This is a genomic window from Marinobacter sp. MBR-99 (genome assembly GCF_040547575.1).
Lineage (GTDB): Bacteria > Pseudomonadota > Gammaproteobacteria > Pseudomonadales > Oleiphilaceae > Marinobacter.
Genome location: NZ_JBEPPY010000005.1, coordinates 179,152 through 200,107, shown reverse-complemented (window position 1 = coordinate 200,107; position 20,956 = coordinate 179,152). Strand labels below are relative to the sequence as shown.

Genomic DNA, 20,956 nt, shown 5'->3' with positions numbered 1-20,956 from the left:
CAATCGGATAATTGGTTAATTGCTCGGGCTCTGCTAGCTTCAAGAAACAATAAGAAAGAGAAACATCATGAGCAGTCGTACAGACAGTTGGAAACGGCAACTACCGGTCGGCGCGGTGGTTCGACGGACTCCTGGTGTCACCCGCTGGGCCAAGGATATCTGGACGCCAGTCGCAGTGGTTCCTGGTGCCCCGGAGGCGTTCTGGAAAGAGATGGTCCGCGACGGCGAGGTGGTGGATTACCACGCCGGCACCGTGACCATGGAGCTGTTTCGTGCCGATGTTGAGGGTTATCTTGTTTCCCTCAATATGGCTGTTCCCTCCGTTTGGGTCGTGCTGGACCGAGATACCACCGGCAAGTCCCCGGCAGGGTGGGTTGTCACCACCATCACTGCCAGCGCTCATGAAGCCCTCGATACCCTCGACAGTGGCGAAAGCATTGTGGAACCTGTTCCGATCCCCGAGTCCCTGGCCGCCTGGATCAAAGAATTTATTGATATGCACTTCGTCGATGAACCCTTCAAGAAACGTCGCCGAGACCGGGTTGACGTAGACGCCGTCGAAGAAGGCAAAGGCGACCCCAGAATTCGTCAGGAAAGCGACGTTTACCGGGCTCCAACAAACATCAAAAAACCGAATGTGCAGTGATGACTGAATCACGTTGGCAACGATGGTCGCGCAAGAAAGCTGACGCCAGCAGACAGGCTGGCCCCAGCCCCGCTCTGCCGCTGGAAAACGAGCCCTCCGCCGAGGATAAGGAGCTCGCCGTCAACCAGTCCTTGCCTGAACACGAAGTGCTGGAGAAGTACGGGCTGCCGAATCCGGATGCCATCACCCTCGGCACCGACATCACCGGCTTCATGCGCAAAGAAATCCCGGAGCTGCTGCGCCGCAAGGCCCTGCGCGCGCTCTGGAAATCCAATCCGGTCCTGGCGGTGCTCGACGGCCTTAACGACTACGACGAGGACTACACAGACGCGGCAACCGCAGGCGAAGCCGTTAAGACTCTGTATCGGGTCGGTCAGGGGATGTTTGATAAAAGCGCGAAGGAGGTTGGGCAAACAAAGCAACTCACCAACCCGCCAGACAGCCAGCCGGAGCAAGCCAAACCTCTGGAATCTTCAGCATCTGAAGCACCCTCGCTGCCCGATCATGCTAACGAGCCTGAGCGCCAGATCCGACAACCGCCGCCACAACCAAACGCGCAGACAGACTGGCAAGAAAACGACACAGAACCGGCGCCGAGTTACCGGCCCAGGATGCGGTTTGATTAAACACCACTACAAACCGGACATGTCCCGAGACTGGTTGCGCCGTCACCCGTTCGGGACTATAAAGTGATATAGCACAAAATTTGAACAACAACGTAAAGGAACGGGATTTGACCAATACTGCTGAAAGCCTTTGCCCCCGCTCGATCAGCAATGAGGATCGGGCCAGGGCCCAGATTTACCAATTACTGGGCACCTTGCTGAGCAACCCTCCCTCAAGTGAGTTGCTGCAGGGGCTGGCAACTCTCGAAGGCGACGATACCCTCATTGGGTCCGCCTCAAGGAATCTCGCTGCTCTCGCGCAACGGACATCGGCCGCCGATGCTGAGCGCGAGTACAACAATCTGTTTGTCGGCCTGGGCCGGGGGGAACTGCTGCCATACGCCAGCTATTACCTGACCGGATTTCTGAACGAGAAGCCGCTTGCGGTCCTTCGCAGTGACCTGATGGCCAGGGGCATCCGTGCCCGTGAAGACGTCAAAGAACCGGAAGACCACATGGGCACACTGTGCGAAACCATGGCGGGCATTATCACCGGCGAATTTGAGTGTGACAGCGACCTGCCGTCGCAGAAAGCGTTTTTTGAGGCCCACATGGCCAAGTGGGCGCGACTGTTTTTTACCGATCTGGAACAGGCGCAAAGTGCCATCTTCTACGCCCCCGTGGGCTCGTTAGGCAAAGCTTTCATGGCCGTAGAAGCCGACGCCTTTGCAATTCAGTAACCGGGATCTGCATGGTCCCCTGACTCTGGTGGAGATGTTGTATGGACGATCAAAACAAAGAAAACAGCCGTCGGCATTTTTTGCGGATGGCCGTCGCTGCAGCCCCGGCGGCAGTGGCAATGACCTTGGCGCCGAACGCCGCAGCGGAGGTCGTTAAAGACGTACCGAAAAGCGACGGCCTGCGCGACACGGAGCATACGCGCAAGTATTTCGAATCGGCTCGTTTCTGACAGGAAATAAGGCATCCAAGATTGCGTGATGCTCTTGAATTGCCTTGCCCCTGTCGCCCGAGAACAACAAAAGAGAGGTATTGGACATGTTAAGAAAGAAAACCAACGGGGTAGCGAAAGGCCCCCGTGCGGGTTCTTTACTTTCATCCCTCGCTGCAACCACCATGGACCGACGGGGGTTTTTGACAGCCTCCGGTGTTGCCGTTGGCGGACTGGCTGCGTTGTCGTTACCAACTACACGGGTGCAAGCCTCAACGCCATCGACTGAAGGCGGAAACGTGGTTCGCAGAAAATCCGTGTGCACCCACTGTTCGGTAGGCTGCACGGTGGAAGCGGAGGTTCAGAACGGCACCTGGATTGGGCAGGAGCCGGGCTGGGACAGCCCCTTCAACCTGGGCGCACACTGCGCCAAGGGTGCTTCGGTCAGGGAGCACGCCCACGGAGAGCGCCGCCTGAAGTCCCCCATGAAAATGGTCAACGGCCAGTGGCAGAAGATCTCCTGGGACGACGCAATCAACGAAATCGGAGACAAGATGCTCCAGATCCGCGACGAGAGCGGTCCTGATTCGGTCTATTGGCTCGGCAGCGCCAAGTTCAACAATGAGCAGGCCTACCTGTTCCGCAAGTTTGCCGCCTACTGGGGCACCAATAACGTCGACCACCAGGCACGGATCTGTCACTCCACCACCGTTGCCGGCGTAGCCAACACCTGGGGCTACGGTGCAATGACCAACTCCTACAACGACATCCACAACTCCAAAGCCATATTCCTGATCGGGGGTAACCCGGCCGAAGCGCACCCGGTATCGCTGCTGCACATCCTTAAAGCCAAGGAAGAAAACAACGCGCCACTGATTGTCTGCGATCCCCGCTTCACTCGCACGGCCGCTCATGCCGATGAGTTTGTGCGCTTCCGCCCGGGTTCAGACGTGGCGCTGATATGGGGGCTTCTCTGGCACATTTTCGAGAATAAATGGGAAGACAAGGAGTTTATCCGCACCCGCGTTTATGGCATGGAGCAGATTCGCGAGGAGGTTAAACGCTGGAACCCCGAGGAGGTTGAGCGGGTAACCGATGTACCCGGAGCGCAGCTCGAGCGCGTTGCCCGCACCCTGGCCAATAACAAACCGGGCACAGTGATCTGGTGCATGGGCGGCACCCAGCACACCAACGGTAACAACAACACTCGCGCCTACTGTGTATTGCAACTGGCATTGGGCAATATGGGTGTAGCAGGCGGCGGCACCAACATTTTCCGCGGCCACGACAACGTACAGGGCGCAACCGATCTGGGCGTACTCGCCGACACCCTGCCCGGCTACTACGGCCTGACCGCTGGCTCCTGGGCCCATTGGGCACGGGTTTGGGAAGAAGACATGGACTGGCTGAAGGGCCGTTTTGCCACCTGGGACAAAGACGGCAAATCCCGGGCCATGATGAACGAAAAAGGCATTCCGGTATCCCGCTGGATTGACGGCGTTCTGGAAGCCAAGGAAAACCTGGAGCAACCCGACAACACCCGCGCCATGGTGCTGTGGGGCCACGCGCCCAACTCGCAGACCCGTATGCTGGAAATGAAGGAGGCCATGGAAAAACTCGACCTGCTGGTTGTGGTGGACCCCTTCCCGACGGTGTCAGCGGTGCTGCACGATCGTAAAGAAGGTGCTTACCTGCTGCCCGCCACCACCCAGTTCGAGACCACGGGTTCGGTGACCGCCTCGAACCGCTCGCTGCAGTGGCGTGAAAAAGTGATCGAGCCCCTGTTCGATTCGAAGGTCGACCACGAAATCATGAAGCTGTTTGCGGACAAATTCGGCTTTACCGATCGCATGTTCCGCAACATCGCCATTGAAGGCAATGAGCCGGTGATCGAAGACATCACCCGCGAGTTCAACCGTGGCATGTGGACCATCGGCTACACCGGCCAGTCGCCTGAGCGACTTAAAAAGCACATGGCTTACCAGCACCACTTTGACCGGACCAGCCTTCGAGCCGTTGGTGGGCCCTGCGATGGAGACTTCTACGGCCTGCCATGGCCGTGCTGGGGCACTGCGGAGATGAACCACCCGGGAACTGCGAACCTGTACGACATGTCGTTGCCGGTATCCAAAGGTGGCCTCACCTTCCGAGCCCGCTTTGGCGTGGAGCACAACGGCCAGAACATTCTGGCGGACGGTGTTTACTCCAAAAACTCCGAGATCAAGGATGGTTACCCGGAATTCACCATGCAAATGCTGATGGATCTGGGATGGGACGGTGATCTGACGGCGGAAGAACGCGCTGCCATAGAAGCCGTCGGAGGCCCGACAGCCAACTGGAAAACCGATCTTTCTGGCGGTATCCAGCGTGTTGCCATCAAGCATGAGTGCGCGCCCTTTGGTAACGCCAAGGCCCGCACCATCGTCTGGAACTTCCCGGATCCGGTGCCACTGCACCGCGAACCGCTGTACACCAGCCGCCGCGATCTGGTCGCAGATTATCCTACCTACGCCGACAAAACCTTCTGGCGGGTACCCACGCTGTATGAGTCAATCCAGAAGAACGACTTCAGCAAGGACTTCCCCATCATTCTGACCTCTGGTCGACTGGTGGAATACGAAGGTGGCGGCGACGAAACCCGCTCCAACCCCTGGCTGGCGGAGCTCCAGCAGGACATGTTCATCGAGGTGAATCCGCGTGATGCGAATAACATGAACATTCGCGACGGCAGGGATGTCTGGGTGTCTGGCCCGGAAGGCGCGCGCATCAAGGTGAAAGCGATGGTTACCGAGAGAGTTGGCGTAGGCGTGGCCTTCATGCCGTTCCACTTCGGCGGTCACCTGCAAGGCGAGGATCGTAGGCACAAATATCCGAAAGGTGCCGATCCATACGTATTAGGTGAATCCACAAACACCGTTCAGACATACGGGTACGACTCGGTCACGCAGATGCAAGAGACCAAGTGCACCCTGTGTGCCATCGAACCAGCATAACAAGAGGTGTAGACCATGGCACTTGAAGGACAAGCAAGAGCAAAATTCCTTTGTGACGCCGAGCGCTGCATCGAATGTAATGCTTGCGTGACAGCCTGTAAGAACGAGCACGAAGTCCCCTGGGGCATTAACCGCCGCCGCGTGGTCACCATCGAGGATGGTAAACCCGGTGAGCGGTCTATCTCGGTAGCCTGCATGCACTGTTCAGACGCGCCCTGTATGGCCGTTTGCCCAACAGACTGCTTCTACCAGACCGAAGATGGCATCGTGCTGCACTCCAAGGATTTGTGTATCGGGTGTGGCTACTGTTTTTATGCCTGCCCCTTCGGCGCGCCACAGTTTCCCCAGGCGGGTAACTTTGGCAGCCGGGGCAAGATGGACAAATGTACGTTCTGTGCAGGTGGTCCTGAGGAAGACCACTCAACAACGGAGTTCAACAAGTACGGCCGTAACCGTATTGCAGAGGGCAAACTGCCGCTCTGTGCGGAAATGTGCTCAACCAAAGCCCTGTTGGCCGGCGACGGCAACACGGTTGCGGACATCTATCGCCAGCGCGTGGTGAACCGTGGTTTCGGTTCCGGCGCCTGGGGATGGGGCACAGCCTACGAGAAGAAGGGCGCATAAGCCCACCGGACAGTTCCGGGGCCCCAGGGCCCTGGAACGACTGACGGCGATATCTTCTTTTGGTCCATTCCGCTGGAGCACTCTGATGAAAACAAAACTATTGGGTGCCGCCCTGCTTGCAATGGCGACACTGCTTTTTAATCCTGCCTGGGCGGATAATGCTCCGGCGGTTGATCGAACTTCGACCGGGGGTGCACAAACCCTGGAAGACATTATGGCTCGTCAGCAGCAGCTTAAAATTGACGAGTCGTTCCGTTCTGAAAACCTCGGCAACCCGGCCAACGCTAAACCAATCACCGAGCAGTTAGGAACAAGGGGCGGCGTGTCAGACTCCGACGTCTGGCGCGGTATACGCTACAACCAGAGCGATATCACCACTCAAATGCGAGGCCCTGCAGCCGATGTGCTGATCCAGGATGGCGGCATGCCCTGGTACAAGCTGCGGGAAGGCCCGCTAATCTCCTATGGCGGCGGTGCCCTTCTGGGCATCCTTCTGCTGTTGGTGGTGTTCTACTTTGTTCGCGGCAAGATCATGATCGATGGCGGCCCTTCGGGCACCAAAATCGAACGATTCAAAGCCATCGAACGCTTTGGTCACTGGTTATTGGCAGGGTCGTTCATCGCCCTGGCCCTGACCGGACTGATCACCCTCATGGGGCGAAGCTTCCTGATTCCGGTGATTGGACACGAGGCCTATTCGACCCTCGCAGTGGGCTCCAAATGGTTGCATAACAACATTGCGTGGGCGTTTATGCTGGGTCTGATAATGACCTTCTGCATGTGGGTCGTGCACAACATACCCAACAAGCTGGACTGGCAATGGATCAAGGCTGGTGGTGGCATCTTCACCAAATCCCACCCCTCCTCGAAAAAGTTCAACGCCGGCCAGAAAATCATCTTCTGGACCGTGATGCTCCTGGGCCTTTCCGTTTCCCTGTCGGGCCTGTCGCTGCTGTTCCCGTTTGAAATGCCCATGTTCGCCGGCACCTTCAGCGTCATCAACAGTGTGATCGGTACCGATTTCCCGACCGCGCTGACACCCCATGAAGAAATGCAATACGCCAATATCTGGCACTCAATCGTCGCCTTCGCGATGATGGTGGCTATCATCGCTCACATTTACATCGGCTCTGTCGGTATGGAAGGCGCGTTTGATGCCATGGGCAATGGCCAGGTTGACCGTGAATGGGCCCGCCAGCATCACGACCTGTGGGTGGAAGAGGTTGAGGCGAAACAAGGCAAGGGAGGTTCATCATGAAAGTTATGGTAGCCGCGTTTGTCGTGGCCCTGATTATTGCCGTTTGCGCGCCGGTGGTACTGAACCAGTTCGGTTGGTCCTCTGCGGAACAGGGCAGCAGCCCTGCGAGCGTGCGCCTTGACTGACCAGCCAGAGGTATACCAGATCGACGCCGTCGGTCTGGTATGCCCGCTTCCGGTTTTGCGTTTCAAAAAACGCACCCAGGGGTTACCCAGTGGCACCCTGGTGGAGTTTCTGGCGGATGACCCAAGCGGTCGTCACGACCTGCAGATGCTGTGCGAACTGACCGGCCACAGAATTGAATCGATTCACGAAGAAGCAGCCGAGGTAATCCGGTATCGGATCCGCCTGGCTTAGTCACGGTAACAGGCCCCGATTACCCATTACCCGAAGGCGCACCATCAGGAAACGTTGTCACGCCGGTATTCGTCCGGAGTTACACCAAACCACCGTTTAAAGGCCCGACGGAAATTGGCACTGTCGTGGTAGTTCAGCAACTCAGCCATGGCCTCAACAGACATCGTGCCATCGCGCAGGTATCCGAGTGCCTGTTGCGACAGAATGTCGTCTCGCAGTTTCCGGAAGCTGGTTCCCTCCGCCGTTAATCGCCTTGCCAGCGTGCGCTTGCAGATGAACAGTGCGGCGGCAGCTTCGTCTTCGCTCAACACTCCGGGTGGGTGCGAAAGCATCATTTTCTGGACTTGATACTTGCAGGTTCTCTTATCCGAATGCAGCTGTGCAAGCATCGATTCGCACTGTTGCAACGCCATTGTGTAGTTTTCATGATTCGCTGAGGCATTGGGGACCTTGCACACCTCAAGGGGTATTACCAGCGAAAGCGATTGGGCACCGAATTCGATACGCCCGGGGATGTGATCAGCATAACGATCACCGTAGGCAGGCGCCGGATAAGTAAAGTAGCTGACCACTTCGTCCAAAGGACGGCCAACAATGAACTCGGCGCAGTCAAAGAAAATAACCGCAAAAATCTCGCTCAGTACCCGCAGCAACGCCTCAGACAGCTCCATATCGAACTGGCAGGTCAACTCCAGCGAGTCACCCCTTGTGACCAACTCCAGCCGGGCAAGATTCATTCGTGTGGGTAGAAATGCCTGAAATGCCCGGATCGCGGTGAGCAAGTCCGGGCTACTGTTAACCAGAAACCCCATGGCACCGTGGGTGGGTGAAGTCATGCGCTGCCCCAAGCGTAATCCCAGGGTGTCATCGTTAGCCAGCCGAATACTGTTCTGCAGGATTTGCAGTTGTTGTTGCGGCGTCAGCAGGGTGCCTTCCTGCAAAAACTGATCGACCGACAGCTGCGTCGCTGCCAATAAAGCAGACACATCCCGCGCCAACAGGCCCAGCTCACGGGCGATCAATCGGCTGTAATTCGAAGGTATACACGCCAGATTCAGGTCGACTTCGCGCATCGTTGTTGTTATTTCCACTGGTTGACGACGGCGCTCGCGTGGAAGCGCCTCAAAAGTGTCTTGAAATGACCCTGTCATGTCAACTAATGACCTGCCCCGGGCCAACGGCGTCACGTAACCTGCGATTTATAGAACAACGCCCCCGAATAACAAAAGCGAGGTGGTTATGGGTCGAATTACGTTTATCGAGCACAGTGGTACAGCACATGTTGTGGAGATCGAAGCGGGCCAATCCCTGATGCAGGTCGCCGTCGACAATGGCATCCCCGGCATTGATGCCGATTGCGGTGGCGCCTGTGCATGCGGAACCTGCCATGTGATCGTAGATGAGCAATGGCTTCACGCCACCGGCGGCATCAATGCCGACGAGCAGGGCATGTTGGGGCTCACGCCCGAAATCACCGACACCTCTCGTTTGTCATGCCAGATAACTCTCACGGAAGCCCTGGATGGCCTGATCGTGCGCCTGCCGGAATTCCAGATGTAGGCAACCCCCGGGGCACACCCGGAACCTCCGGATGCCCCCATCAACAATCACTACGAACTCTGAGGTGCTGTATGCGCGTACTGAGCCCGTTGCTTGAACCTGTTATTCAGCCCGCCCTGAACAAAGCCACGTCGATCATTCCCATCCACTGGCAAATCAAAGGCGCGCATGCCTTTCAGCATGTGAAACATCGCATTGGCAAGGACCGGCCGGTGCCTGTATTCAAAGAAGCGCCGCTGCCCGATGTCTCAACGCTCGCGATCGAAGACATCGATCTCAGCAACCCGTTCCTGTATCGGCAGGGGCTTTGGCGTTCCTACTTCAAACGGGTTCGGGATGAGTGCCCTGTGCACTTTCAGAAGGCGAGTCCGTTCGGCCCGTTCTGGTCGGTGACACGATACGAAGACATTATGTTCGTGGACACCCGCCATGACCTGTTCTCCGCAGAACCCATTATCTCTATAGGGCCGCAACCCGAGGGGCTGGAAATAGAAACCTTTATTGCCATGGACCCGCCCAAACACGACGCCCAGCGCCAGGCGGTACAGGGTGTGGTAGCACCCAAAAACCTGGCACAAATGGAAGCGCTGATTCGCAGCCGCACCGCCGACGTGTTGGACCACCTGCCCGTGGATGAGCCTTTTGACTGGGTCCAGCGGGTATCGGTTGAACTCACTTCCCGCATGCTGGCCACCCTGTTCGATTTCCCCTTTGAGCAACGCCACAAACTGGCTTACTGGTCGGACGTGGCCTCCGGCGCGCCGGAATCCACCGGAGGGCACGCCAATCGTGACGAGTTTTTCAGAGCCGCGGCAGACATGGCGCAGCAGATGTCCTCACTGTGGCGGGAGAAAGAGGCTCGGAAAGCGGCCGGCGAGGAAACCGGGTTCGATCTTATCAGCTTGCTGCTGGCCAACGAGGACACCAGGGATATGATCAACCGCCCCATGGAGTTTATGGGCAACATGGTACTGCTGATCATTGGTGGCAACGACACCACCCGTAACTCCATGACGGGGGGCGTGCTGGCGCTCAATCAGTTCCCCGAGGAGTTCACCAAGCTCAAGCAAAAGCCGGACCTGATTCCCAACATGGTTTCGGAGATCATCCGCTGGCAAACACCATTGGCCTATATGCGCCGTGTCGCCAAGCAGGATGTCACCCTGAACGGGCAGACCATCAAACAGGGCGACAAGGTGGTGATGTGGTACGCCTCGGGCAACCGGGACGAACGAGCCTTTGAGCAAGACCCGGACCAGTTCATCATCGACCGCAAGAACGTGCGCAAACATCTGTCTTTCGGTTTCGGTGTGCACCGATGCATGGGCAATCGCCTGGCTGAGATGCAGTTGCGGATACTCTGGGAGGAGATATTGAAGCGCTTTGACAACATTGACGTGTTGGCCGAGCCTGAGTACGTACAATCCAACTTTGTCCGGGGCTACAGCGCAATGACAGTAAAACTCCGCGCCAGACAATAGCCTGGAGGAGACCACGCCTTTCCCCTGCGACCTGAGATCGCTGCCAGAACGCAGGGGTTACCACAGACTTGCCATCACCTGTTAAACTGGTTGCAGAGTACGCTTGCGCGTGCAGTTTGCAATCCGATTTACGACTTGCCGACCACTCAGTCGATTGATGACAGGGCAAGCGGGGACTATTGAATAATGGCAGAACACCAGGCATTCACGCCAACCCACAAAACACTTCTTGGCATCACCGTTGTACTGGTACTGGTTGCCAGTTTCTGGTCCACTCAAAGTTCCTCAGCGAAGATACCCGCCCTGTCAATTGAGCCCCAGGTTACTCCAACCGCCCCGGCTACCGGCACCGAGGCACAGCCTGAAGCGTTTTCCGAATTGCGTCCAGATACCCGCACACAGCGCCATGAAGTGCAGTCAGGCGATACCCTGAGCAGCATTTTCAGCGCTGCCGGCGCGCCGGGCTCGGATTTGAACAAGATTCTCGAAGCCGATGTGGAATACCTGGCCCTGGAGACACTGCAGCCCGGCACACAGCTGCGGCTGACCTTTGATGATCAGAACCGGTTCATGGAACTTGCCCTGGAGATTGATGCGGCCCGCACAGTGTTCTTCACCCGAACCGACGACGACCAGTTTGAATACCGCAGAATCGAGGCGGACACCCATTGGGTATCGGAAGTACTCCGGGGCTCCATTGAGGGCAGTTTCTACGTTTCGGCGGTGAAGGCCGGGCTGACAGCACACCAGATTGCTTCGGTCAGCCGGTTGCTGGAATACCGTCTGAATTTTCGGCGCGACTTACGGGCCGGCGACCAGTTTGCCGTGATCGTCAGCCATGAAATGACCGAGGACCAGACCACCGGTAAAAGCCGGGTTGAGGCGATCTCCCTGAAACGAGGCTCGCGCACCCATACCGCTTTCCGGTTTGACGATGGCAACTATTACGACCAGGACGGTAAAAGCGTGCTACCGGCCTTCCGCCGATGGCCCACCAAAACCCCATACCGGGTCAGCTCACACTTCAACCCGAACCGGAAGCATCCGGTCACCAAGCGCATCGCCCCACACAACGGTGTTGACCTTGCCACCCCCGTCGGCACGCCCGTTTTCAGCACCGGTGACGGCATTGTGCAACGCGTGGGCAACCACCCTTTCGCGGGCAAATACATCGACATCGACCACGGCAACGCCTACAAAACCCGCTATCTGCACCTTCACAGGATTCTGGTCAAGAAGGGGCAATCCATTCAGCGGGGCGACAGAATCGCACTGTCTGGCAACACCGGACGCAGCACCGGTGCTCACCTGCACTTTGAACTGCATGTGAATGGCCGGCCGGTGAATCCTCTCAAGGCTGACATACCCACTGCCGCGGACATCCCCGGCGAATACGCCAAAGCGTTCAAAGAGGACGCCTCCTACAAACTCGCGGTGATGGAACGCGCTGGTAGCCGGTCTAATCTGATGCTGGCGGGCGCTCGGGTTTCGTTTGAATAATCAGCCCTGAAACTCTGCAACCACCGCCATACCCCGCTCGCATCCCCCCAGATAGCCGGCGCCAAACAGGTTGTAGTGATTCAGGTAATGGTAGAGGTTATAGATCTCGCGCTTGGTGGCATAAACGCTTGAGCGAGGATAGACCCTGTCATAAGCGCTATAGAAAGCCGCACCGAAGCCACCAAACATCTCCGTCATGGCAATATCCGCTTCCCGGTCACCCTGGTACACCGCAGGGTCAATTAACCAAGGGCCCTCGTGATCGAACGACGCATTGCCATTCCACAAATCACCGTGCAGGAGGCTGGGGTGCTCGCAGTGGCTGTCCAGCCATCGGGCGAGCGCAGCGCCGGATTGGTCAAGAACCCGTTGAAATTTTTCCCGGAAAACAGGATCTGCAATCCGGCTGACCTGGTACCGGAGTCGATAGGCGACAAAGAACTGCCCCCAGGAGTCCATATACTCATTGGGTTGCGGTGACAAACCGATGTAATTATCCCGGCCCCAGCCGTAGTGTTCCCGCTTTTGTTGGTGTAATCGGGCCAGGCCCTCACCCAGCCGTGTCAGGCATCGGTCGTCCGGGGCAACCGACACGATCTGGGTCATCACCAGCTGGTGCTGATCGACCTCAGCCACTTCCGGAATCCTTACATGCTCCACACCAGCCTGTACCAGCGCTTCGCGCAGGCTTTCGAGCCCCTCCGCCTCGCGGGTTAATGCATCAGAAAATCCGGTGGTGTTGGTTTTGACAAACATATCGGTGCCCTATTGCTGCTGGCGCAGCAAGGCATTCACGGTAAAGGTATACGGCGCGTCTACGCCCAGTTGCTCACACCGGCGCAGCACCGCCCCGGCAATGCTGTCCAGCTCCAGCGGGCGGCCTTTTTCCTTGTCCACCAGCATGGAGGTTTTAATGGCGTTGAAGTTGCTGATCAGCTCGAACATGTCATCCAGGTCTTGCTGGGTCAGGTTTACGCCGTCTGCTTCCGATGCCTTCACGGTTTCCGCCATCATGCCGTACACCACCTTACCGAACTCAGGGTGATGAGTCAGGCTGCGGGTATCCAGATGAGTGAGCGCTGACAACGGATTCACTCCGTTGTTGATGACCAACTTGCGCCAGAGTTCATACCGGATGTTTTCAGTCATAGTGGTGGGAATACCGGCTTCATTAAAAGCAACTTCCAGAACCTTGAGAAAATCCGCACGCGGATCGTCTTTCGGTTGCTGTGCGGGCCAGGCGCCCATCACGATCTGGGCCACGCCTTCGGCAAACACCTTACCGGGTTCAGTAATATGGCCACCAATGCGCACGGCCAGGCCACCGAGCACACGCGCCTCACCCACCACTTCGGCAATCAGGGGTTCGTTATCAACGCCATTCTGCAATGACAGCACCGGTACGGAACCGGAACGCAGCCAGTCACAAAGTTCGGTCATGACGGCACCGGTGGCCGTGGATTTGAGGGCAATGGCAACTAGATCAAAATCGTTCGGATGGTAATCCCGAAGGAGCGTCTGATGATCACAGGCAGGAAGAGCATGCCAGAGCACCCGACCTTCATAATCAACGGTCAGGCCATCCGCTTTAAGTGCCTGAAGGTGACTGCCACGCGCCGTCAGCACAACCTGGTGTCCAGCTTCAGCCAGCCTTGCGGCGTAGTAGCCTCCGATGCCGCCGGCACCGATCATCAGAATTTTTAACGCAGCCACTGCAACCTCGATACGTCAGGATGTTGGTCAAATAGGATTCATGGACAACTTCCGAGTATATCAGGACCGAAACCCAGGCAACGTTCAACTGCCTGGCCAATCGCCAGAAGCCGGCCTTCCTGCCATGGTCCTTTTAACAACTGCAAACCAACTGGCATCCCGGCTTTATCTTTCCCCACTGGCAGGGTTAGTCCACACAGGCCCAGATAGTTGACCATGGCGGTGTTACGCAAGGCCTGCATGTTTGCCGCCGCATAGGCCCCCGGTTCATCCAGACTATCCACCGCAGGCGGTGTCAGCGTAACCGTCGGCATCAGCAGGGCATCGATACCCTGCAATTCGTTGGCGGCGCTGACTGACAGGCGCTTGATGAGGTCCAGCCTGTGGATATATTCCCAGGCCGGCAGCTCCCCAGCGGTGCGCAACCTTGCCGCTACGTTTGGATCCAGCGCGGGCATAATCTCCGGCAGTTCTTGCCGGATAAAAGCCGCCAGTTCCGGCGCCGCCACACCACCCTGAAGAAACAGTCCATAGATTTCATCGAGCCCCCACAAATTAAATCGAACCAGCCGGGCACCCGCCCTTTCCAAGGACCTCAAAGCCTGCTCTACGGTTTCGGCAATGCCGGGGCTGCAGTCTTCCCAAAAGAACGCTGAGGGGACACCGAAGGTGAGACTGGCAAGGTCCGGGACCGCGGGCAGCTGTCTGCCTTGTTTCCGAACAACCGGGTCCAGAGCACTGAAGGCATAGGCCAGGTCATCGACACGGTGGGCCAGCAACCCGGGCGTGTCCAAGGTACTCGACAGGGGCACAATCTGCGATGTTGGCCATCGCCCGGCAGTTAATTTCAGCCCCGCCACGCCGGTCATCGCGGCGGGCACACGAACGGAACCGGCGGTATCGGTGCCCAGGGCCAACGCGGCAGTTCCATTGATCAGGGAAACACCGGCACCGGAACTGGAGCCACCAGGAACACGGTGAACACGCTTGTCCCAAGGGTTTCTGGGGGTTCCCCAGTGGCTATTAGTACCGAGCCCTCCGAACGCCAATTCCACGCAATGGGTTTTACCCACTACGGGCGCCAGTTGGGACTGGAGGGCGTGAATGAGGGGGCCTGCCTGCTGCCAGTGTTCTGGCAACGCACGGGAGCAACCGGCATAGGTTGGAAAACCGGGCACACCGAACAGATCTTTCACCGACACAGGTATGCCCATCAAAGGCCCGGTGTTACCGCCTGCAGCCCTTACCTTGTCTCCGGCACGGGCAAGTTCGAGCGCAGACTCCGGGCGCCAACTGACATAGGCACCGTGATCACCCGTCTTAGCGGCATCAATGGCCGCTTCGACCAGAGCCTCACCAGTCCGGGTTCCGGACTCAAGCTGTTGTGCCAGCTGCCTTAACGGCGTTGCCAACAGTGGCGCTTGAGCCATTACGATTCCTTGGCAAGGTCAATAGCTTGTGCGGCAAAACGGGCGCATTCGATGTCTTCATCTTCGCTACCCCCAGACACCCCGATGCCACCGACCAGAACGCCATCCCGGTAGAGCGGAACGCCGCCGCCAATCATGGTGAAGTCGCCGGCCTGGTTGAGGCCATCCAGCACCCTGGCAGGGGCTGAAGCCAACACGTTTTCAAGATCTACCGTGTTGAGGCCCATACCGGCCGCCGTGATGGCTTTTTTCTGCGACAGCTCGGAAGACACGAGAAAGGAGCCCGCCATTTTAAGGAAAGCCAACTGACGCCCTGAGGCATCGACAACCGACACCGTCGCCTTGATGCCCAGCTCTCCAGCCTTGTTAATGGCCGCCTGAAGCAAACTTAGCGACGTTTGTTCAGTCAAAGAAAACGAGGGTTGTACGAGTGTGAGTTCCTGGTTGTTATCCATAGTTGCTATCTCATCCAGCCAAATCCGGACAGCATCTGTGCCGCATTGTTCATTCCACTGCTGAACATCCGTTGCGGAAACTGCGAGCCCCCCAGGGTAAACGCGGCATTGAGCAGGCACACCGTCGGGTCATCCAGGCGATTGGTTTGGGTGGAGCCCGCAGCATCGCCCTTGAATGACATCATGGCGACCCACTGCTGATCCTGTGCCCAGGCACTGAGTAGCTCCCGTAAATGCCGGTCGTGCAGGGAAACACCGTATGCTTCTCTATGGCAAGGCTTGTCATCGAGGCAGATCACAAGGACCTCCTGTTCCCGAAGCACCTCCAGACACCGCCCGACTCGCCGGTATTCAAGCTCACTCATACCGGTATTAAGGATGAGTTCCGTTAACTCCCCCGGCTCCTCTGCCAGAAGCACCCGGAACAACTGGTGCCTGCTCGATACGTCCCGTGAATGCACTTCCGGCTCAAAACCCTGGTCTGAGAGCAGCGCCTTTATCCTGCCCGAGGTGGAGCCGCTGCCTTTGAGCTGCAGGATTTCCGGGGCATTTTGGCCGGCACTGGAGCTGATCACCACCACGCTTTTGTACTGCTTGCCCCAGATCATCCGTGCAGGCCCTGAGCCGGCTTGTTCCCGGGACTGGATGTTGTCCGCATCGCAGGAGACAAATAACACTGGAAGTTTGCTCATTTGCCTTCTCCTAAAAATCCGCAATCATCGCCGGGGCTTATCGCCCCAGCTTTTTCGCCGACTGCCCGCCAATGCCGAAATGTTGCTTGGGCATCTCGTTGAGAATGACGCGCACACTTTCAACCGGCGCTCCGAGGGAACGGACAATGGCGTCGGTTACCTCGTGGATCAGCATCTCCTTTTGCTCGTCGGTACGACCTTCCAGGATGTTGATTTGGGCAACGGGCATATAACCTCCTTATTCGAACCGGGCCGTGACAGTACCCAGCCCCTGGTAGCGAACGCTGATGTTATCTCCGGCTTCCACCGCAATTGCCGCTGTGATTCCGCCGGTCATAATAAAAGTACCGGCCGGAATGTGTTCACCGCGCTCAGCCAGTAGGTTAGCAAGCATGGCAACGCTAGACGCCGGATGGCCCAGCACAGCAGCACCAGCGCCCACGTCTACCACTTCACCGTTCTTTTCCACCACCACTCCTAGGGTTTTAAGGTCTAGATCGGCCAAGTTCGCCATAGTGCCACCGGTGATAAACCGGCTGGAGGAGGCGTTGTCAGCCACCACGCTCACCAGGTCGAACTTGAAGTTCTCGTAGCGGGAGTCGATCACTTCCACCGCCGGAATCACGAAGTCGGTGGCGGCCAGGACGTCACCGATATGGCAACCGGGGCCATGCAGGGGCGCCTTGGTCACGAAGGCGATTTCGGCTTCGATTTTCGGATGAATCAGCTCCTTGGTATTGACCACACCGCCGTCCGGCACGCTGAAGTAATCTGCCAGGAAGCCATAGATCGGGGTTTCCACGCCCATCTGGGCCATCTTGGCCCAGGAGGTCAGGCCCATTTTCATGCCCACAACCTTGTTTCCACGCTCTTCCTTGCGACGACGGATTTCCCACTGCACGTCGTAGGCGTCTTCAAAGGTCATGTCCGGATAATCATTGGTGACCTTGGTGATATCGCGGGCGTTCAGTTCGGCGCTCTCTACGTGCTCGGCCAGGGCCAGCATCTGATCATTGCTCAGGGTCTTGCTCATGCTTTTTGCTCCTCTTGCGCCTTCAGCAGATCCAGCGCCACGTCCACGATCATGTCTTCCTGGCCACCCACCATCCGGCGTTTGCCCAGTTCAACGAGAATATCCACAGTCTTCAGGCCATACTTCTGGGCCGCCACTTCGGAGTGGCGCAGGAAGCTGGAGTAAACGCCGGCATAGCCCAGCGCCAGGGTTTCACGGTCCACACGCACCGGGCGGTCCTGCAGCGGGCGCACGATGTCGTCAGCCGCGTCCATCAGGGCGTACACGTCGGTGCCATGGTCCCAGCCCATTTTGTCGAAGGCGGCAATGCACACTTCCAGCGGGGCGTTACCGGCACCGGCACCCATGCCGGAGAGGCTGGCGTCGATGCGGTCACAGCCTTCTTCCACTGCGACGATGGAGTTGGCCACGCCCAGCGCCAGGTTGTGGTGGGCGTGGATACCGGTTTTGGTTTCAGGCTTGAGAACGTCTTTCAGGGCCCGGAAGCGGTCCCGGATGTCGTTCATGTTCATGGCACCGCCGGAGTCCACCACGTACAGGCAGGTGGCGCCGTAGTCTTCCATCATCTTCGCCTGTTCAGCCAGGCCCTGCGGGGTCTGCATGTGGCTCATCATCAGGAAGCCGACGGTGTCCATGCCCAGCTTTCTTGCGTGCTCGATGTGCTGTTTGGAGACATCGGCTTCGGTGCAGTGAGTGGCGACACGAACAATGCGGGCACCGGCTTTGTAGGCGTTGTCCAGGTCGTGGACGGTACCGATACCGGGCAGCAGCAAGGTGGCAATCTGGGCGTGTTCCACCACTTCGGCCACGGCTTCGATCCACTCCAGGTCGGTGTGGGCGCCAAAGCCATAGTTAAAGCTGGAGCCTTGCAGGCCGTCGCCGTGGGCGACTTCAATGCTGTCGACTTTCGCCTTGTCCAGGGCCCGTGCGATGTCCTGCACGTTCTTGATGGAGTACTGGTGACGAATGGCGTGGCTGCCGTCTCGCAGGGTCACGTCGGAGATGTAGAGTTTTTTACCGGGGTTAAAGGTCATGGTTCGGTCCTCCTCAGTTGACCAGCGATTCGGCGATGCGCTCGGCGGTACCGAGGGCGGCGGAGGTCATGATGTCCAGGTTGCCGGCGTACGCGGGCAGGTAATGGGCCGCACCTTCCACTTCCAGGAAGATGGAGGTTTTCAAGCCACTGAAGCGGCCGAGACCCGGGACGTTCATGGGCTGGTCTTCAGGAATGAGGTCGAACTGGACTTTCTGCTTGAGGCGGTAGCCCGGCACGTAGGACGACACGGCTTGCACCATTTCTTCGACGGAGGCTTCCACTTCCGCCTGATCAGCAGCGTCAGACAGCACGTAGACGGTGTCACGCATCAGCAAGGGCGGCTCAGCCGGGTTCAGGATGATGATGGCCTTGCCCTTCTGGGCGCCACCGACCACTTCGATGGCCTTGGAGGTGGTTTCGGTGAACTCGTCGATGTTGGCGCGGGTGCCGGGGCCGGCAGACTTACTGGAAATCGACGCAACGATTTCGGCGTAGTGCACCTTGGCCACGCGAGACACAGCGGCCACCATCGGAATCGTGGCCTGACCACCGCAGGTAACCATGTTCACGTTACCTTCATTCAGGTTCTGTTCCAGGTTCACTACCGGCACGCAGTACGGCCCGATGGCCGCCGGCGTCAGGTCCACAATCTTGATGTTTTCTTTGTGGCCACGCAGGAACACTTCGTTGTGCATGTGGGCACCGGCAGAGGTGGCATCAAACACGATGTCGATGTCGGCAAACTCCGGCATCTTCACCAGGCCGTCCACGCCTTCGTGGGTGGTGGCGACGCCCATGCGGTTGGCACGGGCCAGGCCGTCGGATTCCGGGTCGATACCGACCATGGCGCCCATTTCGATGTTCTTGCCATTACGCAGGATCTTGATCATCAAGTCGGTGCCGATGTTGCCCGAGCCGATAATCGCGGCTTTGATTTTCTTGCTCATAATCTTGTCCTCGTTTGGTCCGGATCAGACAAAGCGCACAGAAGCGCTGCCAATCCCGCCAATGTCCACACGCATGGTGTCACCGGCTTTCACCGGCTCCAGCGGTACCAGGGAGCCCGACAGGATGACTTCACCTGCCTTCAGGGAAATACCAAACTCGCCCAGGGTGTTGGCCAGCCAAGCCACGCAGTTCACTGGAGAGCTCAACGCGGCTGCGCCGGCGCCGGTGCTGATGATGGAACCGTTCTTCTCCACCACCATGCCGCAAGTCACCAGGTCAACATCCCGAGGGGAGACCGCGTTGTCACCCAGCACAAACAAACCGCAGGAAGCGTTATCAGCGATGGTGTCCTGAATGGCGATCTTCCAGTCCTGAATGCGTGAATCGACGATCTCGAAACACGGTATTACGCATTCGGTGGCCGCCAGCACGTCGGCATTGGTCACGCCGGGGCCGGCCAGATCTTTCTTCAGGATGAAGGCAATCTCTCCCTCAGCCCTTGGCGCAATCAGCCGGTCGCTGATGGGCACGGCTTCTCCACTGTTAAACACCATGTCGTCGGTCAGGTAACCGAAATCGGGCTGGTGTACATTCAGCATGTTCATCACCGCCTTGCTGGTGACGCCGATCTTTTTGCCAATTACCCGGGCACCGGCTTGCTGCCGGCGCTCAAGCATGCGCAGGGAGATGTGGTAGGCATCCTCGATGCTGATGTCTTCGCCACGGCTGGTCAGCGGGGAGACTGCTTCCCGCTTGACCATGGCTTCGTAGAGTTCGTCGCCGAACTGCTGGATTTTTTGCTTATCCATTATTTGTCTCCGGCAGCGGCTTGATCCGCTTCGTTCAGGAAATCGTCAACCAGACGGGCAAACCGGGAGGCGTGTTCAATCTGTGTCCAGTGACCGCAGCGGCCGAACACATGCAACTGGGCACGATCAATCAGCTCAGCCAACTTGAGTGATGCCTCCAGTGGAATCACTTCGTCTTCACGTCCGTGAATGATCAGCGTCTCGTGGGGCAGCGCGCGGATCGCCTCTTCAGGGCTGGCCAGGTTGTCCACCCAACGCTGGCGCGGGGCCGGAAACATGGCGGCAAAGGATTCCTGAAAGCCGGGGCGAACGCTTGCCTGGTAACGCATTTCTGCCAGTTCGTCGGTCAACAGCCCCTTGTTGAAGGCAAATACATCCATCAACCGGCGCATGGTTTCCAGCGAGGGCTGGTAACCCCAGACTTCATCCAGGCCTTTGGTGATCGGAAAGCTGACCCCGGCAGAGCCCATCAGCACCAGACGGCGAACGCGCTCTGGATGCTCGATGGCCAACGACAATGACAGACCACCCCCGAAGGAGTTGCCCACCAGATCGACCTGATCAAGCCCCAGCTCGTCCAAAACACCGATGGCGTGTTTTACCCAACGCTCACGGTTATAGATCTTGTCTTCCGGGCGCTCGCTGTAACCAAAGCCGAGCATGTCCGGCGCAACCACACGGCGGTGTTTGGCCAGCTCGGGAATCACCAGGCGCCAGTTGGCCCAGGCGGTTACCCCGGGGCCGGAACCGTGAATCATCATCAATGGGAAGCCACCTTCGCCGTGATCGTGCACATTGGTCCGGTAGCCGGCCGCGGTGATCTCACGCCCGATTTCAGGGCTGTCTACAGGTACGTTCATGGCTACC

At 57.9% G+C, this 20,956-nt stretch carries 24 protein-coding genes; 12 read left to right on the top strand and 12 right to left on the bottom strand.

Annotated elements, in window-relative coordinates:
* Positions 1-67 precede the first annotated feature (67 nt).
* From ABIE59_RS06330 to ABIE59_RS06290, 9 genes are all read left to right on the top strand, one after another.
* Positions 68-646: a DUF3305 domain-containing protein gene (locus tag ABIE59_RS06330; RefSeq protein WP_354445292.1), complete on the top strand. Its 579-nt coding sequence runs from the start codon at positions 68-70 to the stop codon at positions 644-646.
* A complete protein-coding gene (locus tag ABIE59_RS06325) occupies positions 646-1,272 on the top strand; it encodes a DUF3306 domain-containing protein (RefSeq protein ID WP_354445290.1) in 627 nt (208 codons plus the stop codon). The genes ABIE59_RS06330 and ABIE59_RS06325 overlap by 1 nt, the downstream gene beginning before the upstream one ends.
* Positions 1,273-1,379: 107 nt before the next feature.
* Positions 1,380-1,991, top strand: coding sequence for a TorD/DmsD family molecular chaperone (locus ABIE59_RS06320; protein WP_354445288.1), 612 nt, complete (start codon positions 1,380-1,382; stop codon positions 1,989-1,991).
* Between the two features lie 41 nt (positions 1,992-2,032).
* Positions 2,033-2,221 (top strand): twin-arginine translocation signal domain-containing protein, encoded by a 189-nt coding sequence (locus ABIE59_RS06315; protein WP_354445286.1) that lies wholly within the window; start codon positions 2,033-2,035, stop codon positions 2,219-2,221.
* Between the two features lie 86 nt (positions 2,222-2,307).
* On the top strand, positions 2,308-5,193 hold the full coding sequence (locus ABIE59_RS06310; protein ID WP_354445284.1) for a formate dehydrogenase subunit alpha: 2,886 nt from the start codon (positions 2,308-2,310) through the stop codon (positions 5,191-5,193).
* A gap of 15 nt (positions 5,194-5,208) precedes the next feature.
* Positions 5,209-5,817, top strand: a complete 609-nt coding sequence (gene fdh3B / locus ABIE59_RS06305) for a formate dehydrogenase FDH3 subunit beta (protein WP_354445282.1) — start codon at positions 5,209-5,211, stop codon at positions 5,815-5,817.
* An 85-nt stretch (positions 5,818-5,902) separates the two neighbouring features.
* Positions 5,903-7,075, top strand: coding sequence for a formate dehydrogenase subunit gamma (locus ABIE59_RS06300; RefSeq protein ID WP_354445280.1), 1,173 nt, complete (start codon positions 5,903-5,905; stop codon positions 7,073-7,075).
* Positions 7,072-7,200 (top strand): hypothetical protein, encoded by a 129-nt coding sequence (locus tag ABIE59_RS06295; RefSeq protein ID WP_354445278.1) that lies wholly within the window; start codon positions 7,072-7,074, stop codon positions 7,198-7,200. The genes ABIE59_RS06300 and ABIE59_RS06295 overlap by 4 nt, the downstream gene beginning before the upstream one ends.
* Positions 7,193-7,432 carry a sulfurtransferase TusA family protein gene (locus ABIE59_RS06290; protein ID WP_354445276.1) on the top strand — a complete coding sequence of 80 codons (240 nt, stop codon included), beginning with the start codon at positions 7,193-7,195 and terminating at the stop codon, positions 7,430-7,432. Before ABIE59_RS06295 ends, ABIE59_RS06290 begins: the two co-directional genes overlap by 8 nt.
* A 44-nt stretch (positions 7,433-7,476) precedes the next feature.
* Here the strand turns inward: ABIE59_RS06290 and cypR are convergent, their stop codons facing one another.
* Complete coding sequence (gene cypR / locus ABIE59_RS06285) at positions 7,477-8,505, bottom strand: transcriptional regulator CypR (RefSeq protein WP_354445274.1); 1,029 nt, start codon at positions 8,503-8,505, stop codon at positions 7,477-7,479.
* Positions 8,506-8,671: 166 nt separating this feature from the next.
* Here cypR and ABIE59_RS06280 point away from each other — a divergent pair, with 166 nt between their 5' ends.
* From ABIE59_RS06280 to ABIE59_RS06270, 3 genes are all read left to right on the top strand, one after another.
* Positions 8,672-8,992: a 2Fe-2S iron-sulfur cluster-binding protein gene (locus ABIE59_RS06280; protein WP_354445272.1), complete on the top strand. Its 321-nt coding sequence runs from the start codon at positions 8,672-8,674 to the stop codon at positions 8,990-8,992.
* Positions 8,993-9,063: 71 nt separating this feature from the next.
* On the top strand, positions 9,064-10,473 hold the full coding sequence (locus ABIE59_RS06275) for a cytochrome P450 (protein ID WP_354445270.1): 1,410 nt from the start codon (positions 9,064-9,066) through the stop codon (positions 10,471-10,473).
* 186 nt (positions 10,474-10,659) lie between these two features.
* Positions 10,660-11,973, top strand: coding sequence for a peptidoglycan DD-metalloendopeptidase family protein (locus ABIE59_RS06270; RefSeq protein WP_354445268.1), 1,314 nt, complete (start codon positions 10,660-10,662; stop codon positions 11,971-11,973).
* Here the strand turns inward: ABIE59_RS06270 and ABIE59_RS06265 are convergent, their stop codons facing one another.
* The 11 genes from ABIE59_RS06265 to ABIE59_RS06215 are packed head-to-tail and all read right to left on the bottom strand — an operon-like array spanning position 11,974 to position 20,949.
* Positions 11,974-12,729, bottom strand: coding sequence for a fructosamine kinase family protein (locus ABIE59_RS06265; RefSeq protein ID WP_354445266.1), 756 nt, complete (start codon positions 12,727-12,729; stop codon positions 11,974-11,976).
* A 9-nt stretch (positions 12,730-12,738) separates the two neighbouring features.
* Positions 12,739-13,686, bottom strand: coding sequence for a ketopantoate reductase family protein (locus ABIE59_RS06260; RefSeq protein WP_354445264.1), 948 nt, complete (start codon positions 13,684-13,686; stop codon positions 12,739-12,741).
* A 38-nt stretch (positions 13,687-13,724) separates the two neighbouring features.
* Complete coding sequence (locus tag ABIE59_RS06255; protein ID WP_176282655.1) at positions 13,725-15,116, bottom strand: amidase; 1,392 nt, start codon at positions 15,114-15,116, stop codon at positions 13,725-13,727.
* Entirely contained in the window at positions 15,116-15,571 is a 456-nt protein-coding gene (locus tag ABIE59_RS06250) for a GlcG/HbpS family heme-binding protein (RefSeq protein WP_176282654.1), read from the bottom strand. The genes ABIE59_RS06255 and ABIE59_RS06250 overlap by 1 nt, the downstream gene beginning before the upstream one ends.
* A gap of 5 nt (positions 15,572-15,576) precedes the next feature.
* Complete coding sequence (locus ABIE59_RS06245; protein ID WP_354445261.1) at positions 15,577-16,263, bottom strand: hypothetical protein; 687 nt, start codon at positions 16,261-16,263, stop codon at positions 15,577-15,579.
* A 37-nt stretch (positions 16,264-16,300) separates the two neighbouring features.
* A complete protein-coding gene (thmT, locus tag ABIE59_RS06240) occupies positions 16,301-16,492 on the bottom strand; it encodes a 2-hydroxymuconate tautomerase (RefSeq protein WP_027951160.1) in 192 nt (63 codons plus the stop codon).
* A 9-nt stretch (positions 16,493-16,501) separates the two neighbouring features.
* On the bottom strand, positions 16,502-17,296 hold the full coding sequence (dmpH, locus tag ABIE59_RS06235) for a 2-oxo-3-hexenedioate decarboxylase (RefSeq protein ID WP_176282652.1): 795 nt from the start codon (positions 17,294-17,296) through the stop codon (positions 16,502-16,504).
* Positions 17,293-18,330: a 4-hydroxy-2-oxovalerate aldolase gene (gene dmpG, locus ABIE59_RS06230; protein ID WP_286876896.1), complete on the bottom strand. Its 1,038-nt coding sequence runs from the start codon at positions 18,328-18,330 to the stop codon at positions 17,293-17,295. Before dmpG ends, dmpH begins: the two co-directional genes overlap by 4 nt.
* Before the next feature lie 13 nt (positions 18,331-18,343).
* A complete protein-coding gene (locus ABIE59_RS06225; RefSeq protein WP_027951163.1) occupies positions 18,344-19,279 on the bottom strand; it encodes an acetaldehyde dehydrogenase (acetylating) in 936 nt (311 codons plus the stop codon).
* Between the two features lie 24 nt (positions 19,280-19,303).
* The gene (dmpE, locus tag ABIE59_RS06220) at positions 19,304-20,089 is read right to left on the bottom strand and encodes a 2-oxopent-4-enoate hydratase (RefSeq protein ID WP_094624505.1); all 786 of its coding nucleotides are present in this window, start codon (positions 20,087-20,089) and stop codon (positions 19,304-19,306) included.
* On the bottom strand, positions 20,089-20,949 hold the full coding sequence (locus ABIE59_RS06215) for an alpha/beta fold hydrolase (protein WP_043313083.1): 861 nt from the start codon (positions 20,947-20,949) through the stop codon (positions 20,089-20,091). Before ABIE59_RS06215 ends, dmpE begins: the two co-directional genes overlap by 1 nt.
* Positions 20,950-20,956: the final 7 nt, after the last annotated feature.